Origin of the sequence: Actinophytocola sp. (assembly GCF_045807065.1) — a bacterium.
In the GTDB taxonomy this organism is placed as follows: Bacteria; Actinomycetota; Actinomycetes; order Mycobacteriales; family Pseudonocardiaceae; genus Actinophytocola.
The window spans coordinates 1-15,078 of sequence record NZ_JBJMIE010000013.1; the positions used below are offsets into that span (position 1 = coordinate 1).

Below are 15,078 nucleotides of genomic sequence, written 5' to 3' on the forward strand. Positions count from 1 at the left end.
CCCCGCCGCGGGGTGTCAGGGATCGGTGTCAGGGCTGGCTCACCACGGCTCGCCGCCGAGTTCGGTCTCGTCGCCCGGGTTCGGGGCGAAGTAGTCCGGCGGCGGGCGCCGGTAGGCGCTGCGGACGACCACGTTCGTGATCGAGGTGATGGCGATGCCGATCACCATGTTGATCAGCGACGTCGCGACCCTGCTGCTCGGCGCCACGTCGAGCCCCAGCGGGGCGATCGTCGCGACCGCGGTCGCGAGCATCATGATCCAGGTGAAGAACGTGCGGAACCGCGGCGTGGTGGCGGCCAGGACCTGCACCAGCGCGGTCGCCACGAGCGCGCCCGCGGCCGCGACCAGCGCGTAGGCCATGGTGTTCGCGTCGCCCCACACACCGTCCCCCTTCGGCGCCAGTACGGGCACGTCGAACACGCCCCGGGCCAGCAGGATCCCGACGACGGCGGTCAACGCGGCGACGACCGCCGTCGCGGCCCCGCCCGACCAGAGCCGGGCGGGATCCAGGTGACCGGCCTGTGCGTGCGGCGCGGTCATCGCGTGCCACCCATCCTGCGTTCCAGGCGTTCGAGCAGCAGCGTGCCGATCATCACCACGACCGGCACCGTGAACACCATCACGACCATGTACATCGCGAACCCCTATCTCTTCCGGGCGGCAGCGGACCGCGCCCGCACCGCGTCGAGAACCATCACGAGCCCGAGCGCGACCAGCACCGCGCCGAGCGTCACCCACAGCGCGGGCCAGACCAGCAGCGCTACGCCGGCCAGGCCGGTGAGCACCCCGCAGGCCAGGGGCAACACCCGAGGCCGGTCCGGGGTCCGCGCTCTCTCCGCCACCTCCTCCGCGTCGGTGGCCGGCCGTACCCGCGCACCGGCGACCGGCGTGTTGAGCTGGGCGTGGCCGCGGGTGTCGACCCGCGTTCGTCGTCGCATCACGCGTCCCGACCTCCGGCCTGGCCGTCCCCGTCGCCGGGCACAGGTTGTGCCGCCGCCGGAGGGGGCGCATCACCCGAAGGAGGTGGGCAGTGTGCCCGCCGCCGCGCCAGGACGGCGTTGAGCACCTGGCCGAGCACGAGGAGCCGGGACAGGAAGGCCAGCCACAGCAACAGGGAGGCCGCGATGCCGAGGGTCCCGTACAGCTGCGACGAGCGGGCCACCGCGCTCGGCAGGAACACCACGGCCGCCAGGTGCAGGCCCTCGATCCCGAGCGCGAGCAGGAGGGCGCCCGGCCACGTCGCACGCCACCCCAGCGGCCACTCGCCGCTCAGCACGACCATCCCGGTGGCCAGGTAGAACGCCAGTGACGGCAGGGAGACCACCGCGGCGGAGCCACCGGTGGCGGCGACGACGACGGGAGCGGCGAGGTTGCCCACCACGACCAGCAGCAGCGCGCCGTTGTAGCGGGCCGCCCGCGCCAGGGCCGGCTTCGGCCCGCGACCGCGGCGACCATGCCAGATCCGGTCGTGGACGCGGTCCAGGGCGCGGCCGAGCGTGAGCCCCGCCCAGGACAGCAGCACGAGGCTCACGACCATGGTGAGGTAGCGGCCGTGCTCCGCCTGTGCGGCGACCTGCCGGAGCATGCTCGCCGTCAGCGGGCTCATGCCGAGGTCCCTGCTGAGCTCGTCGAGCGAGCGGACGCTGGTCGTGGCGAAGCCGAGCACCGAGGTCAGCAGCAGGCAGCACGGCAGCAGCCAGATGAACAGCCGGAACGCGAGCGCCCCGGCGAGCAGTGTGCCGCAGACCTCGACGTCGCGGCGCACCACGGCGAACCCGACCGACAGCGACCGGTGGCGGTCGGTCGCGGCGACCGCCTGGTCGTAGAGCAGGCGCAGGCGCTGGCTCACGGCGGCTCATCCACGCCGGGCGAGGTGCCGGCGGCCGGCCCTGCGCACGCTGTGCCGACCGACCAACTGGGAGGCCGACCGTGTCCGAGGATTCCCCCGCGTTGGACCAGGACGAACGCGCCGAACTGGAGCGGCTGCGTGCCGAGGTGCGGCAGCGGCGCGTGCCCCGCGCGCGGGGCCGGTCGGTCCTGGCCGGGGCGCTCGTCGTGCTCGGATGCCTGCTCGCGCCGGTCGCCCTCACCAGCGCGTGGCTGCACAACCAGGTCGCCGACACCGACCGGTTCGTCGCGACGGTGAGCCCGCTGATCCGCGACCCGGCCGTCCGCGCGGCCGTGACCGACCGGGTGACCGACACCGTCTTCGGCTACGTCGACGTGCGTGGCCTGGCCGACGAGGCGGTCGACGCCCTCGCCGGCCAGGGACTGCCGCCGCGGGTCGCGGACCGGCTGCACGGGCTCACCGGGCCAATCGCGAACAGCGTGCGTGACTTCGTGCGCGACCGGGTGGGGGAGCTGGTCGCGACCGAGCAGTTCGCCCGCGCCTGGGACCGGGTGGTCCGGGTGGCGCACGAACAGGTCGAGGGCGTGCTGTCCGGGTCGAACTCGGCGATCGCGATCCGGGGCGACCGGGTGGTGCTCGACCTGGCGCCGTTCATCGAGATCGCGAAGCGGCAGCTGGTCGAGGCAGGGCTCACCGCGGCGGACAACGTGCCGGCCGTGCATCCCACGATCGCGATCGCCGCCGCGGACCGGCTGGTGGCGGCGCGGGCCGCCTACGTCACCCTGCGCCGGCTGGCGACCTGGCTGCCGTGGGTGGTGGTCGCGCTGCTGGCCCTGGGCGTCTACGTCGCCCGCGACCACCGGCGCGCGGTGGTGTGGAGCGGTGCCGGGTTCGCGGTGAGCATGCTCGCGCTCGCGGTGGCACTGGCGATCAGCCGGGCGGTGCTGGTGGACGGCGTGCCCGGACAGGCGGCGGCCGCGGCGGCCGCGTCCTACGACATCCTGGTCCGGTTCCTGCGCGACGCCCTGCGGATGCTCTTCGTGCTGGGCCTGGTGGTCGCGGTGGGTGCGTTCCTCGCCGGCCCGGCGGTGACCGCCGTGCGGGTCCGCCGGGGTGCCGCGCGGTCCCTGACCTGGCTGCGCGACCGGGCCGGCGTGCGGTCGGGCCCGGTCGGCGCGTGGGTGCACGCCTGGCGAGCCGCACTGCGCGCGACCTCGGTCGTGCTCGCGGTGCTCGCCTTCGTCTTCCTCGACCGGCCGAGCGGGGTCGCGGTGCTGCTGCTCGCGGCACTGCTCGCGGTCTGCCTCGCCGTCATCCAGTTCCTGGACCAACCGGCGCCACCCTAGGTCGGTCACGACGTCGGGGCCGGGTCGCAGACGTCGGCCACGCCGCGCAGCGCGGTGACCAGGGCGTCGGCCCCGGCGTGTACTCCCGACCAGTCGACCGGCTGTGCGGCCAGGGAGTCCTGCACCTGCCGCAGGGCCTGCCCGGCCTCCTCGAACTGTGCGCGGGCGTCCGGTCCGACGGTGGCCTTGGCGTCGTCGACCGCGCGGGCCAACCCGTCCGCCGCCGCCCGCACGTCGTCGACGGTGGTGTCCCCGATGGCCAACTGTTCCAGCTCCGCCGCGAGCCCGCGTGCGTTGTCGGCGATCGCGGCGCAGTCCGGTCGCACGGACACGATCGTGGTGGTCGTGGCGGGGGCGCTCTGCTCGCCGGTGCCCGACGAGCAGCCGGCGATCACCAACGCGCCCAAGAGCACCAGGTTCCGTGGGGTCATGACCACGATCGTCGGCAGGGCCACCGGCAGGCGCCTCGCACGTTCCTGATGAGGTGCGACCTCACCCGCCGCGGGGGATGGGCACCGCGGCGTCCCGGGGGAAGGTGGTCGCCTACCGCTCTCCCACGTGGAGGTGTTCGATGAGCGCGATCGGATCCACATCGCGCGGTGCGCTCGCCGCACCGGCGAGCTTCGGCGTACCGCGAGCCCTGCGGGTCGGCCTCGGCCTGGTGACCGCCGTGGCGGGCGGGGTGATCCTGGCCTGGCCCGGCGGCACACTGGTCGCCGTCGCCGTGATCGTGGGCATCCAGTTCATCGTCGTCGGCGTCGTCCGCGCCGTCACGGCGTTCACGTTCGCCGTCGACAGCGTGGCGGCCCGGGTCCTGTTCCTGTTGCTGGGCATCCTGCTCGTCGTCGTGGGCATCCTGTGCCTGCGTTCGCCGACGCGGACGATCGCGTTGCTGGTGCTGCTGTTCGGCATCTCGTGCGTCATCAGCGGCGCGCTGGACCTCTTCCACGGCTTCACCGGCGGGGGCGGCTGGGCGATCGCGTCCGGCCTCGTCAGCATCGCCATCGGCGTCGTCGTGCTGGTATACCCGGTCACCAGCGTGTCCACCATGGTCTGGTTGTTCGGCATCGGGCTCGTGCTGACCGGCCTGATCGCGATCCTCGGCGCCTTCGTGCCCCGCCGTGGCTGAGCATCCGTCCACATCGGACACACCGGCGCGGACCGGCGCGTCCGACCTGGTCCTCGGCGCCGCCACGACGGCCGTCGGCCTGGCCAGGTGGACCTTCCGGACGGCCACCCGGACCGCCGCCACGGTGTTCCCACCGGCCGCCCGCCTCGCGTCGGCGACCGCGGAACGGGCCCAGGCCAACGCCGACCTGGTCCTGCGGCAGACGATCGTGCGCGTGCTCGGCGTCGCGCTCGCCGCCGTCGACCTCACCGCGCTGGTCCGCGAACACATCGACCTCGACGCGGTAGCCGCCGACCTCGACGTCGACGCCGTCGTCGAACGAGTCGACACCGCGGCCATCGCCAACCGGCTGCTCGACGAGATCGACCTACCGGAAATCGTCCGCGAGTCGAGCGACATCTTCACGTCCGAGGCGGTGAGCGGCGTCCGCACCCGCGCGATCCGCGCCGACAGCGCGGTGACCCGCGGGGTCGCCCGCGTCCTGCGCCGCCCCGCCCCACCACCGACCGGCGCGGTGGGCAACCTGCCGGCCGAGGTCGCGCACTACCGGCCGGCGGGCGTCGTCTCCCGCCTGCTGGGCGCTGTTCTCGACGCCGCCGCCGTCGCGGCGCTCACCTTCCTGCTCTACTTCTGCGTGGCGGGTCTGCGGTTCGTGGTGTGGCCGGCGTCGTTCCACTGGCCGCAACCGTCGGTGCTGCTGTCACTGGTGGTGTCCGTGTCGGTGGCGATCGTGTACCTGACCACAGGCTGGGTGACCACCGGCCGCAGCGTCGGCGGCAGCGTGCTCGGCTACCGCGTGCTGAGCCGGGACCGCGAACTGCTCGACTGGCCAAGAGCCACCGCCCGGGCCGCGCTGTACGTGCTGTTCCCCGTCGGCCTGGCATTCGCGGCCATCGGCCCGACCAGACGCTCCCTACAGGACAAACTCCTCCGCACGAACGTGGTCTACGACTGGCACCACGACGGCGGAAGAGCGGCATCGACGGCAGCCGGCTGAGGCCTCGGTTGGTCGTTGCGGCATATACGGAGCCGCGTGGCAGCGAGCAGCATGGCGGCAGGTCAGAGCCAGCCCCGGTTCGCCGCCTGCACACCGGCCTGGAAGCGCGTGGTCGCGCCGAGCCGGTCCAGTAGTGCGGCGATGCGCCGGACTACTGTCCTGCGGGAGAGGTTGAGCCGTCTGGCGATCGCCTCGTCGGTCAGGCCGGCGGCCATCAGGGTGATGATCTTTCGGTCCTCATCGGACAGCTGGGTGGCCGGCGTGGCGGTGGAGACCGGCACGCCGAGTGTCCACAGTGTCTCGAAGAGACCGGCGAACGCCTGGAGCAGACCGGAAGCGTGCACCACGAGCGCGCCCTCGACACCGGCCCGTGCCGGCTCCGGGACCAGCAGCGCGATCCGGTCGTCGCCGATGAGGAGTTTCACCGGGTGGTCCGCGAGCACGCGGGCGTCCTCCCCGTGCTCGATCATCCTGGTCACCCCGGCGAACAGGTCCAGGTCGTCGTACACCGCGCGGTGGTAGAGCACGCGGTAGCGCACTCCGGCGGCCATCCGCCTGGTCTGCAGTGACTCCTGGGAGGTGAACCTCGCCGGGCTGCTGCGGTAGGGCGGGCGGTCCAGCCAGCGGACCCGCTCGGTCGAGCGCTCCTGCACGCGTTCTGTGAGCACGAACAGCTCCGCCAGGTCCATGACCGGTTCCACCTCCGGTCTTCCCCCGAGCCGGTGGGTCAGGCGGTACAGCTCGTCCAGTTCGGTGCCGGCCCGCCACAACGCCGCCCGCCGGTCCTCCTCGACGCGCAGTACCTCCGCCATCACCCGCGCCGGCGGGTGTGCCAGCCAGGCGCCGTCGACCCGCGCGACCACGTCCAGCTCGGCCAACTCGCCCAGGACGCCGACCAGCTCCGGGCTGGACATGCCGGTGGCGTCGCCCAGCCTGTCCACACCGGATCGACCGAGCCGGGTGAGCGCCCGGTAGACCCGGCCACGAACGCTGTTCGGATCGAGGACGTCGAACACGGCACCTCCCGGCGTGGCGCAGATGCGTTATGGCGCAGGTGAGCCAGTGAACAGGTCTGGCAATGGTCGCACGGCGCTGTCACGATCAAAACGGAAATTCCCGACAGTTGGTGAATTCTCACCAACACCCTGCCGTCAGGAGATCCTCATGCGCAGCACCCTCCTCGCACTCGTGGTCGCGGCCGCGGCCGTGGCACCCGTGCTCGCCGCACCGCTCGCGAGCGCGAACCCGGCCGGCGTCGAGCCGGCGGACGTGCACGTCCAGGGCGAGCACGTGCTCCAGATCGACTACCAGGTCCAGCAGACCGGGTACTGGTGCGGGCCCGCGGCCACCCGGATCGCGTTGTCCGCCCGCGGCATCTACCGAACCCAGGCCCAGCTCGCCGCCGAGTTGGGCACGACGACCAACGGCACCGACTGGATCGGCCAGGTCACCAGGGTGCTGTCCGGCTACGTCGGCTGGTACGAGACCAAGGAGATGCCCAACGACCCGCCGACCCAGGCACAACGCGACCTGCTGTGGCGCGACGTCGTGTTGAACATCGACAACAACTACCCGATCGTCGCGAACATCGTGGCCCCGGCGAACAACCACCCGCCGGGCTACCCGAACTACACGATCTACCACTACTTCACGGTGATCGGCTACAACGACTCGAACATGACGGTGAAGATCGCCGACCCGGCCAGCTTCGGCGGCAACCAGATCTACTGGCTCACGTTCAACCAGCTCGCGACCCTCATTCCTCCCAAGGGCTACAGCGCCTGAACAGGCCGGCACGGCGGCCAACGGTGGTTTCGGCAGCCGTGCCGGGCCTGCTCCTCGCCGGTTTGGCATGACTCACTCGAATGGCTTCACGTCGGCAACGCGTATTGGTGGCTGACACCGCACATCCTCGTGCTCCCGCTGCTTCCACTGCTTGCGGCGGCCCAGCGGATCCTGCTGGCTCCGCGCCCCGTCTCCTCCGGCGGCGTGGGGCTGCGCCAGTTCCACACCTCCTCGCCACCAAGAGCGGCCATGCTTTCTCGACCCGGTGTCGTTTCCATTCGAGACGGTCGCCGCGGCCGCGGTGTAGCGTGGCCCGCAGCTCGCCCGATCATGAGGAGAACAGCGCGATGCGCGACCTGGTCTACACCGGTTTCATGTCGCTCGACGGCGTCGTGGACTCGCCCGGCGGCGGGCCGGGGGAGGAGCACCGCAGCGGTGGGTGGGTGTTCAAGGATCTGGAGTTCGTCCCGGAAGCCTGGTCGCTGAAGGGTGAGGAGCTCGCCGACACGACGGCGCTGATGTTCGGCCGCCGCAGCTACGAGGCGTTCGCGCCGGTCTGGCCCGGTTCGGAGGACCACGGCGACTACAAGGAGTTGCCCAAGTACGTGGTGTCGACCACGCTGTCCGACGACGCGCTCGTCGGCGGGTGGGGGCCGACGACCATCCTGCGGTCGACCGAGGACGTCGCCGCGCTCAAGGAGAGCGAGGGCGGCGCGGTCTTCATCCACGGGAGCGCGGAGCTGGCCCGGCGGCTGTCGGACGCGGGCCTGATCGACCAGTACAACCTGCTCGTCTTCCCTGTGCTGCTCGGTGCCGGGAAGAGCCTGTTCGGCCGGGCCGACCGGGACAAGCACATGCTGACGCTGCGGGAGTCGGAGAGCTACCCGAACGGGATCCTGAAGCTGGTCTACGACGTCAAGCGCTGATCGAGGGCGATCGCGCCCGCCCGTGCCCTTGCCCAGCTGCCCGACGGTGCGTCCGACGTAGGAGCGCGGTGCCCGGGCCAGGTGCGGCTCGTCGAAGTAGCCGAGCTTGGCGACGACGTCGGCGGCCGGGCGCCGGCAGCCAGCAGCTCCGCCGCCGTGCGGGCCCGCTCGATCTGCCGGACCGCGCCCCGCGTCAGTCCGGTCGCCGCGACGGCCGGGCGGCAACCCCGCAGCACCTCGGCGACGAGCGGGGCACGGACTGCGGTCCCGGCCGGGACGAGCCTGGCGACCAGGGTCTCGGCGTCGTCGCGGCCGGGTGTTCTCCCAGCGCGCGCCGGTAGGCCGCGGATCCTCGGTGGGCGCGAAGACCTCGGCTCGGCGTCTCCCAGCGCGCGCCGGTAGGCCATCTCCCAACGGTGTTCGTCCTGTGTGGACGCTGTCCCGCACGGCGTGGACGAACCGTAGTCCTGTCGCGAGCCGCAAGTCCCCAGTAGCCGGTACGCCCGGGTTCGAGCCGACCGCCCTGTATCGGTCGTCGCGGCGCGTGTTGGCCTGTGTGGGCCGCACCGCGGGTGTTCGCGAGTTCCCAGGATTCCCCAAGATTTTGGGCCAAGACTGGGTTCAGGGCGAGAAGGGAAGTGTGCGGTGAACACTGGACTACCTGGGCGGATCACCCGGCGTGAGGAAGGGCGCCGTCGGGTGTCGATGGTGACTCGGCTGGTGGCGATCGGGGCCACCGCGGTGGCCGTGGTGGCCGGTGTGGCGTTCGCACAGCAGTCGGCGAGCACCGCGTCGGGTGGTGGTTCGGGGTCGGACGGCTCGGTGACCGACGACGACGGGGCGAGCACCGGGACGGGCTCGTCGGACGACGGGTCCCAGTGGGGTGGGCCGCCGGTCACGCTGCCCGGCGACGGCGCGCCGAGCCACGGATCGACGGGTGGGTCATGACCGCCACGACGTCGTTCCCCGCGCTGGGCACGACCGCGCAGGTCGTGGTGACCGAGCCGGGACGGCTGGCGCGGGCGGCGGACGCGTTGCGCACCCAGCTGGCCGAGCTCGACGTGGCCTGCAGCCGGTTCCGCGCCGACTCGGAGATCTCCCGCCTGCACGAGGCGGCCGGCGTGTGTACCACCGTCAGCCCGCTGCTGTTCGACGCCCTCGACGTGGCGCTGTGGGCGGCCGAGCGCAGCGGCGGGCTGGTGGATCCGACCGTCGGGCACGCGGTCCGCGACCTCGGCTACGACCGTGACTTCGCCCGGGTGGCCCTCGACGGGCCGCCGGTGCACAAGGCGCGGCCCGCTCCCGGTTGGTGGCGGGTCACGATGAACGCCGCCACGGGCCGGGTCCTGCTGCCGCGCGGGGTCAGTCTCGACCTCGGCGCGACGGCCAAGGCGTTCGCCGCGGACCGGGCCGCCACCGGGCTGGCAGGCGAACTCGGCTGTGGTGTCCTCGTCAACCTCGGCGGTGACGTGGCGGTGTCCGGGCCGGCGCCGGACGGCGGTTGGCGGATCACCGTCGGCGAGGACCACGCCGTGACCGATCCAGCCCGCGATCCGGTGATCGCCTTCGACCGGGGTGGGCTCGCGACGTCCAGCACGACACGGCGGCGCTGGCGGCGCGGCGGGCGAACCATCCACCACATCGTGGACCCACGCACCGGTGACCTGCCGGCCGCGGTGTGGCGCACGGTGAGCGTGGCGGCCCGCGGCTGCGTGTCCGCGAACACCGCCGCCACCGCGGCGATCGTGCTGGGGGAGGACGCGCCCGGCTGGCTCGCGGTGCGCGGACTGCCGGCCCGGCTGGTCGGGGTCGACGGCACGGTCCGCGTCACCGACGGCTGGCCGTCCGGTGTGGAGTGTGCGTCGTGAACGTCCTGTGGTACGCCAGCCGCGCGACCGGCCTGCTGTCGCTGGTGCTGCTCACGTCTGTCGTCGTGCTCGGCGCGCTCAGCGGTGGGCGGGTGTCCTCCGCGCGCTGGCCGCGGTTCGCGGTGACCGCGCTGCACCGCAACCTCACACTGCTCACCCTCACGTTCGTGGTGGTGCACGTGAGCACGGCGATCATCGACGGCTACGCGGGAATCGCCTGGCTGGACGCCGTGCTCCCGTTCGTGTCGGTCTACCAGCCGTTCTGGCTCGGGCTCGGTGCGATCGCGTTCGACCTGTTCGTCGCACTGCTGGTGTCCAGCCTGCTGCGCCCGCACGTCAACCCGCGCCTGTGGCGGGGGCTGCACTGGACGGCGTACGCGTGCTGGCCGGTAGCCGTCACGCACGGGGTCGGCATCGGTGGTGCGGACAGCCGGATCGGCTGGGTGCTCGCGGTGGTCGGGGCGTGCGTGTTGGCGGTGGCGTCGGCCTGCGTGTGGCGGGCGACCGTCGTACACGCGGATACCGAGGCTCGGCGGGGCGCACCCGAGGGCGTGCGGTGAACACGTCGTACGCGTCGGTGGTGCCCCCACCGGCCGGCGCCGACCAACGGCTGCTCGCGGGGTGGCGGGAGGAGCGGCGCGCCGCGGGCCTCGCCGCCCATCGCGCCCGCTACGGTCCCCTGCCGCTCGCCGTCGCGCCGGATGACCTCCTCACCGCCATCGAGCTGGCCGGGCTGCGTGGCCGCGGCGGCGCGGGCTTCCCGACGGCTCGCAAGCTGCGCGCGGTGGCGGCCGGGCCGCGTCGGGCGACGGTCGTCGTCAACGCCTGCGAGGGCGAGCCGGTCAGCGAGAAGGACCACACGCTGCTCGCGCTCGCCCCGCACCTGGTACTCGACGGAGCGGTGCTCGCCGCGCACGCGATCGCGGCTGTCGAGATCATCCTCTGCCACCACGAGGGCGATCCGCTCGCCGGCGTGGTGCACGCGGCACTGGCCGAACGACAGGGCGACCCGGTCGCGACCCGCCTGCAGCCGGTGCCGCAGCGGTATGTGGCGAGCGAGGAGTCGGCACTGGTCAACCTGATCAACACCGGCGACGCCCGACCGACCACGAAACCACCCCGCCCGGACGAGCGTGGCGTCGGCGGCCGACCCACGCTGGTGTCGAACGCCGAGACCCTCGCGCAGCTCGCGCTCATCGCCCGCTTCGGGCCGGCCTGGTTCCGCACCCAGGGCACCGCCGAGTCGCCCGGCACGACACTGGTCACGCTTTCCGGCGCGGTCGGCAAGGCAGGCGTGTACGAGATCGCCCTGGGCACACCGATCGACCGCGTGCTGGGCGTCGCCAGGCCCGCCCCCACCACGCCGGCCGTGCTCGTCGGCGGCGTCGGCGGGGCATGGCTGCCGCTGCCGGCCGCGTGCCGGGTGCCGCTGGCCCACCGCGAACTGACCGACGCGGGTGCGACGCTCGGTGTCGGTGCGCTGTTCGTGCTGCCGCCCGACGCCTGCGGGCTGGCCGAGACGGCCCGGATCATGCACTACCTCGCCGCCCAGTCGGCGTCCCAGTGCGGGCCGTGCATGTTCGGGCTACCCGCACTGGCGGACGACCTCGCCATGCTCGCGCGGGGCGGGCACGTCGGCGCACGGCTGCGGCACCACCTCGACGTGGTCGGCGGTCGCGGCGCGTGCCGGCATCCCGACGGCGCCGTGCGGCTCGCCCGCAGCGCACTGCACACGTTCGCCCCGGACGTCCGCGACCACCTCGCCGGTCGCCCCTGCAGGTACTCCCGCCGTGTCCACATCAGACTGCACCGATCAGGGAGATGGCCGCGATGACCGGGGAACTGCGCGTGGACCCGATCGCCTGCCGCGCACACGGCATGTGCGCCGAACTGCTCCCCGAGATGATCGAGCTCGACGAATGGGGCTACCCGATCATCGCTCCGGGTCCGGTGACCAGCCGGCTGCGGGCGGACGCGGCGGTCGCCGTCGCCGCGTGCCCGACGCTGGCGCTGCGGCTGCGCCGCTGATCCGGTGGTGTTCAGTCGTCGTCGCCGTGGTGGGTGGGCGCGACGTATTTGGTGTCGTGCCAGACGGCGCGTGCGCCGGAGTCGCCGATGCGCACGACCTGCACGGCGGAGACGGCGGCGAAGCCGATGATCAGGACGGTGAGCGCGAGCGCGGCGGGTCGGGCCCAGCGCGGCACGGGGGAGGTTGTGGTGCCGGGGCCGTTGGCGCGGGTGGTGCGGGCGCGGTAGTGGTCCAGCAGGGTCAGCGCGGCGAGCGTGACGGTCATCGGCACGACGAACGCGAGTAGTTGGTCGCCGAGTTCGGCGTGTGTGTCGATCAGTGCGTCGTCCGGCAGGCGGTCGCGTAGTTCCTCGCCGGTGCTGGTGGCGATCGGGATGGCGAGGGTCGCGAGCGCCGCGAGAGCGACGACGGGCCAGCCGTATCGTCGTCGGGCTGTCGGCCATACCGCGACGACGATGCCGGTGAGCACGGCGAGCGGGACGAGCACGACGACCGCGTGCACCACGAGCGCGTGCAGTGGCAGACCGGCGATGAATGCGGGCATGTGTGGCCTTCCCTGCGGGGCGGGGCCCGGTGGTCCCGCGTGGTCATCCAGGGATAGTGGCCGCTGAATCTGGGAAGAGTCTTGGAACTCCACGCGTACGGCGTCTTCGCGCGTGGTCCCACCGTGCCTTGCAGGTCGTTCGGCGACGGCGCGACGGCGCGACGATGTTCGGGGCGCTGGGCGAGATCACTTCCGCTCGACGTGTCCCGGTTCCGCGCGCCGGCGCCCGCGCCGGCGTGAGTCGATGTGCCGGCGGGACGCGGCGTTCGGTGTGCCGGCCGGTTGTCAGCGGTGGTGGAGGACGAGGCGGAACTCGGCGGTGCCGTGGTCGGCCAGCGAGCCGAAGGGGCCGTAGCCGGTGGGGCTGGGAATGTCCCAGTCGGCGAACCGCACCGGCATGGATCCCGCCGTGTGCAGAGCGTCGCCGTCCTGGCGGGCGATGAGGGTGACGGTGACGGGGTGGGTCTGGCCGCGCAGGGACAGCTGCCCACCGACCGTCTTGGTGATGGCCTCGCCGGAGGCGATGGTCGAGTCGAGGGCGAGCGGTTCGGCCAGGGTGATGATGGCCTCGGGGTGATGACGGGTGTCGAGGCTGGTGGCCAGCTGGGGTGTGGTGGCGCCGTCGGTGGTGAGGGTGGTGAGATCGACGGTGAAGCGTGCGGCCGTCGCCTGGTCGCCGGTGATGGTGAGGCCGCCGGTGACGGAGTCGGTGCGTTGCACGACGTCGTTGCTGGCGAACAGGACTGTCTGCTGGATGCGGAAGCCGGCGGCGGAGCCGGTCGTGACGTCCCATTGGCCTGCGAGTGGGCCGGTGGGAGCACCCGTCGCGGCGGGCAGCGTGAACGGGGCGGGGACCGGCGCGAACTTCACGTAGAGGACGACCGACGCGACGAGCAGGACGACGAGTGCGGCGAGGGCGATGAGGATGCGCCGTGTCCACCGTCGTCTCCGGCGGGGTCTGCGCTGGGGTGCCTGTGCGGTGGGTGATGAGGTGACCATGTCGGACCGTCCTTGATCAGGGTCGGGGCGGGGTGGGGGTGCGGAGGACGTGGAAGACGGGGTAGTCCGGCGCGATGGCGTCGAACTCGGCGAGGGGCGCGCCGGGGCTGAGTGGGACGTGCGGGCGGGCGCCGGGCACGGTGGCGAGGTAGCGCTGGAGGATCGGGCCTCGTTGCGCCACCGGGACCTCGACCAGCCGGCAGGGGCGGCGGCCGCGGCGGTGCAGGACGGCGTGCCCGTCGGCGGCGCGGACGTTGCGGACCCAGTTGCACCGCTCGCCCAGCATCGGCACCAGGTACCACTGGCCGTGCCAGTCCGCCATGCCCAGCGGGAAGCGGGTCGGACGCCCCGACCGGCGGCCGGTGACCTCGAGGGTCACCCAGCGGCGGGGGAGCAGGCCCAGGCTGAACACGGCGGCCAACAAGCGCGCGAACCACCGGGCGGTGGCATCCGCGTGGCCGCCGCGGTACATCGTCCGCAGCCGCTCGGAGGAGTAGGGCCACATGATCGTGCCTCCTTTGTCCTGGTCATCGCACGGTAAGCTTGGCTCGACATGGGACTTGAGACACAGAGTCTAAAGTACCAAAGGAGTGGGGTACATGGACCGATCCGACCGAGCGCCGACAGGGCTGGGCCGCCGCGGCCGACGCCTGTCGGATGAGGAGACCGCGCAGCGGATGCTCGAAGCGGCGATGGCGATGATCAGCCGCACCGGGCTGACGGTGAGCCTGGACCATCTCAGTTTCGAGGACGTCATCCGGGAAGCCGACGTGGCGAGGAGCGCGGTCTACCGCCGGTGGCCCTACAAGGATCTGTTCTTCAGCGAATTGGTCACCGAGCTCGCCAGGGCCGCGATCCCGAGCACGGCCGACACCGAGGCGATCATCGGGCTGATCAAGCGGGTCGTGGGCGAGCACCGAGATCGGCTCGACACGTCACAGGGACGGCACGCGTTGCTGGTGGAGCTGTTCCGGCAGGCGGCGCTGCAGGACTTCCAGGCGCTCTACGGGTCCGCGGAATGGCGCACCTACCTCGCCCTGCACGCCACGTTCCTCAGCCTCGGCGAAGGGGGGCTGCGCGAGCGGATCCAGGAGATCCTCGCCCGCTCCGAGCACGGGTTCATCACCCGGGTCGCCATGGCCTGGGAACACATCGCCACGCTGTTCGGCTACCGGCTGCGGGCCGAGCTGGGGTCCACCTTCGAGACCGTCGCGACCCTGGTCAGCGCCACCGCCCGCGGCCTCATCCTCATGGCACTGTCCACACCGGACCTCGCCGACCACCGGGTGCAGGCGCAGCCCTTCGGCGCGACGACGTCCGCGGACTGGTCGCTACCGGCACTGGGCATCGCCGGGATCGCCGTGGCGTTCCTCGAACCGGACCCCACCATCGACTGGGACAGCCAGCGGGTCGCCGCCGTCCAGGAAGCGGTGAACTCGCTGACCATGCCCCCACCGTGACTCGCTCCCGTCCAGGTGACCGGCGTCGTCATGTGCGTGACGAAGGAGCGCGGGCCAGGTCCTCGCTTGCCGACGGGCCGTCGGCCGCCGCCTCGACAGGGTTCGTCGGGTGGTCAGCGGTCCACGCAGCTCGTGCGCGGCGACCA

General features: G+C 72.6%; 20 protein-coding genes. 11 read left to right on the forward strand and 9 right to left on the reverse strand.

What is annotated here, in order from left to right:
* Positions 1-39 precede the first annotated feature (39 nt).
* The 3 genes from ACJ73U_RS00505 to ACJ73U_RS00515 all read right to left on the reverse strand — a co-directional run bounded on the left by ACJ73U_RS00505 (position 40) and on the right by ACJ73U_RS00515 (position 1,849).
* A complete protein-coding gene (locus ACJ73U_RS00505) occupies positions 40-540 on the reverse strand; it encodes a DUF6069 family protein (protein ID WP_407775465.1) in 501 nt (166 codons plus the stop codon).
* A 104-nt stretch (positions 541-644) separates the two neighbouring features.
* Complete coding sequence (locus ACJ73U_RS00510; protein ID WP_407775466.1) at positions 645-938, reverse strand: hypothetical protein; 294 nt, start codon at positions 936-938, stop codon at positions 645-647.
* Complete coding sequence (locus ACJ73U_RS00515; protein ID WP_407775467.1) at positions 938-1,849, reverse strand: YhjD/YihY/BrkB family envelope integrity protein; 912 nt, start codon at positions 1,847-1,849, stop codon at positions 938-940. The genes ACJ73U_RS00510 and ACJ73U_RS00515 overlap by 1 nt, the downstream gene beginning before the upstream one ends.
* Before the next feature lie 80 nt (positions 1,850-1,929).
* Between ACJ73U_RS00515 and ACJ73U_RS00520 the strand changes: the two genes are divergently transcribed.
* Positions 1,930-3,195 carry a hypothetical protein gene (locus ACJ73U_RS00520; RefSeq protein ID WP_407775468.1) on the forward strand — a complete coding sequence of 422 codons (1,266 nt, stop codon included), beginning with the start codon at positions 1,930-1,932 and terminating at the stop codon, positions 3,193-3,195.
* A 5-nt stretch (positions 3,196-3,200) separates the two neighbouring features.
* On the opposite strand, the gene ACJ73U_RS00525 is transcribed toward ACJ73U_RS00520, so the two are convergent.
* The gene (locus tag ACJ73U_RS00525) at positions 3,201-3,626 is read right to left on the reverse strand and encodes a hypothetical protein (protein WP_407775469.1); all 426 of its coding nucleotides are present in this window, start codon (positions 3,624-3,626) and stop codon (positions 3,201-3,203) included.
* 140 nt (positions 3,627-3,766) lie between these two features.
* Here ACJ73U_RS00525 and ACJ73U_RS00530 point away from each other — a divergent pair, with 140 nt between their 5' ends.
* The gene (locus tag ACJ73U_RS00530) at positions 3,767-4,324 is read left to right on the forward strand and encodes an HdeD family acid-resistance protein (protein WP_407775470.1); all 558 of its coding nucleotides are present in this window, start codon (positions 3,767-3,769) and stop codon (positions 4,322-4,324) included.
* Positions 4,317-5,321, forward strand: coding sequence for an RDD family protein (locus tag ACJ73U_RS00535; protein ID WP_407775471.1), 1,005 nt, complete (start codon positions 4,317-4,319; stop codon positions 5,319-5,321). Before ACJ73U_RS00530 ends, ACJ73U_RS00535 begins: the two co-directional genes overlap by 8 nt.
* A gap of 62 nt (positions 5,322-5,383) precedes the next feature.
* On the opposite strand, the gene ACJ73U_RS00540 is transcribed toward ACJ73U_RS00535, so the two are convergent.
* Entirely contained in the window at positions 5,384-6,337 is a 954-nt protein-coding gene (locus ACJ73U_RS00540) for a LuxR C-terminal-related transcriptional regulator (RefSeq protein WP_407775472.1), read from the reverse strand.
* Positions 6,338-6,485: 148 nt separating this feature from the next.
* On the opposite strand from ACJ73U_RS00540, the gene ACJ73U_RS00545 reads away from it, so the two are divergent.
* Both ACJ73U_RS00545 and ACJ73U_RS00550 read left to right on the forward strand, forming a co-directional pair.
* Positions 6,486-7,106 carry a C39 family peptidase gene (locus ACJ73U_RS00545; RefSeq protein WP_407775473.1) on the forward strand — a complete coding sequence of 207 codons (621 nt, stop codon included), beginning with the start codon at positions 6,486-6,488 and terminating at the stop codon, positions 7,104-7,106.
* 347 nt (positions 7,107-7,453) lie between these two features.
* Positions 7,454-8,032 carry a dihydrofolate reductase family protein gene (locus ACJ73U_RS00550; protein ID WP_407775474.1) on the forward strand — a complete coding sequence of 193 codons (579 nt, stop codon included), beginning with the start codon at positions 7,454-7,456 and terminating at the stop codon, positions 8,030-8,032.
* Here the strand turns inward: ACJ73U_RS00550 and ACJ73U_RS00555 are convergent.
* On the reverse strand, positions 8,014-8,439 hold the full coding sequence (locus tag ACJ73U_RS00555; protein ID WP_407775475.1) for a hypothetical protein: 426 nt from the start codon (positions 8,437-8,439) through the stop codon (positions 8,014-8,016). The genes ACJ73U_RS00550 and ACJ73U_RS00555 overlap by 19 nt on opposite strands.
* A 301-nt stretch (positions 8,440-8,740) precedes the next feature.
* Between ACJ73U_RS00555 and ACJ73U_RS00560 the strand changes: the two genes are divergently transcribed.
* From ACJ73U_RS00560 to ACJ73U_RS00580, 5 genes are read left to right on the forward strand one after another with little or no spacing between them, the layout of a single operon-like run.
* A complete protein-coding gene (locus tag ACJ73U_RS00560) occupies positions 8,741-8,980 on the forward strand; it encodes a hypothetical protein (protein WP_407775476.1) in 240 nt (79 codons plus the stop codon).
* The gene (locus ACJ73U_RS00565; RefSeq protein WP_407775477.1) at positions 8,977-9,900 is read left to right on the forward strand and encodes an FAD:protein FMN transferase; all 924 of its coding nucleotides are present in this window, start codon (positions 8,977-8,979) and stop codon (positions 9,898-9,900) included. The genes ACJ73U_RS00560 and ACJ73U_RS00565 overlap by 4 nt, the downstream gene beginning before the upstream one ends.
* Complete coding sequence (locus tag ACJ73U_RS00570) at positions 9,897-10,460, forward strand: ferric reductase-like transmembrane domain-containing protein (RefSeq protein ID WP_407775478.1); 564 nt, start codon at positions 9,897-9,899, stop codon at positions 10,458-10,460. Before ACJ73U_RS00565 ends, ACJ73U_RS00570 begins: the two co-directional genes overlap by 4 nt.
* Entirely contained in the window at positions 10,457-11,734 is a 1,278-nt protein-coding gene (locus ACJ73U_RS00575) for an NADH-ubiquinone oxidoreductase-F iron-sulfur binding region domain-containing protein (protein WP_407775479.1), read from the forward strand. The genes ACJ73U_RS00570 and ACJ73U_RS00575 overlap by 4 nt, the downstream gene beginning before the upstream one ends.
* Positions 11,731-11,928 carry a ferredoxin gene (locus ACJ73U_RS00580; protein ID WP_407775480.1) on the forward strand — a complete coding sequence of 66 codons (198 nt, stop codon included), beginning with the start codon at positions 11,731-11,733 and terminating at the stop codon, positions 11,926-11,928. The genes ACJ73U_RS00575 and ACJ73U_RS00580 overlap by 4 nt, the downstream gene beginning before the upstream one ends.
* Before the next feature lie 11 nt (positions 11,929-11,939).
* Here the strand turns inward: ACJ73U_RS00580 and ACJ73U_RS00585 are convergent, their stop codons facing one another.
* From ACJ73U_RS00585 to ACJ73U_RS00595, 3 genes are all read right to left on the reverse strand, one after another.
* A complete protein-coding gene (locus ACJ73U_RS00585; protein WP_407775481.1) occupies positions 11,940-12,473 on the reverse strand; it encodes a DUF2231 domain-containing protein in 534 nt (177 codons plus the stop codon).
* A 285-nt stretch (positions 12,474-12,758) separates the two neighbouring features.
* Positions 12,759-13,472, reverse strand: coding sequence for a YceI family protein (locus ACJ73U_RS00590; RefSeq protein WP_407775482.1), 714 nt, complete (start codon positions 13,470-13,472; stop codon positions 12,759-12,761).
* 16 nt (positions 13,473-13,488) lie between these two features.
* Positions 13,489-13,977 carry a nitroreductase/quinone reductase family protein gene (locus ACJ73U_RS00595; protein WP_407775483.1) on the reverse strand — a complete coding sequence of 163 codons (489 nt, stop codon included), beginning with the start codon at positions 13,975-13,977 and terminating at the stop codon, positions 13,489-13,491.
* Between the two features lie 94 nt (positions 13,978-14,071).
* Here ACJ73U_RS00595 and ACJ73U_RS00600 point away from each other — a divergent pair, with 94 nt between their 5' ends.
* Positions 14,072-14,932, forward strand: a complete 861-nt coding sequence (locus tag ACJ73U_RS00600) for a TetR/AcrR family transcriptional regulator (RefSeq protein ID WP_407775484.1) — start codon at positions 14,072-14,074, stop codon at positions 14,930-14,932.
* Positions 14,933-15,078 lie beyond the last annotated feature (146 nt).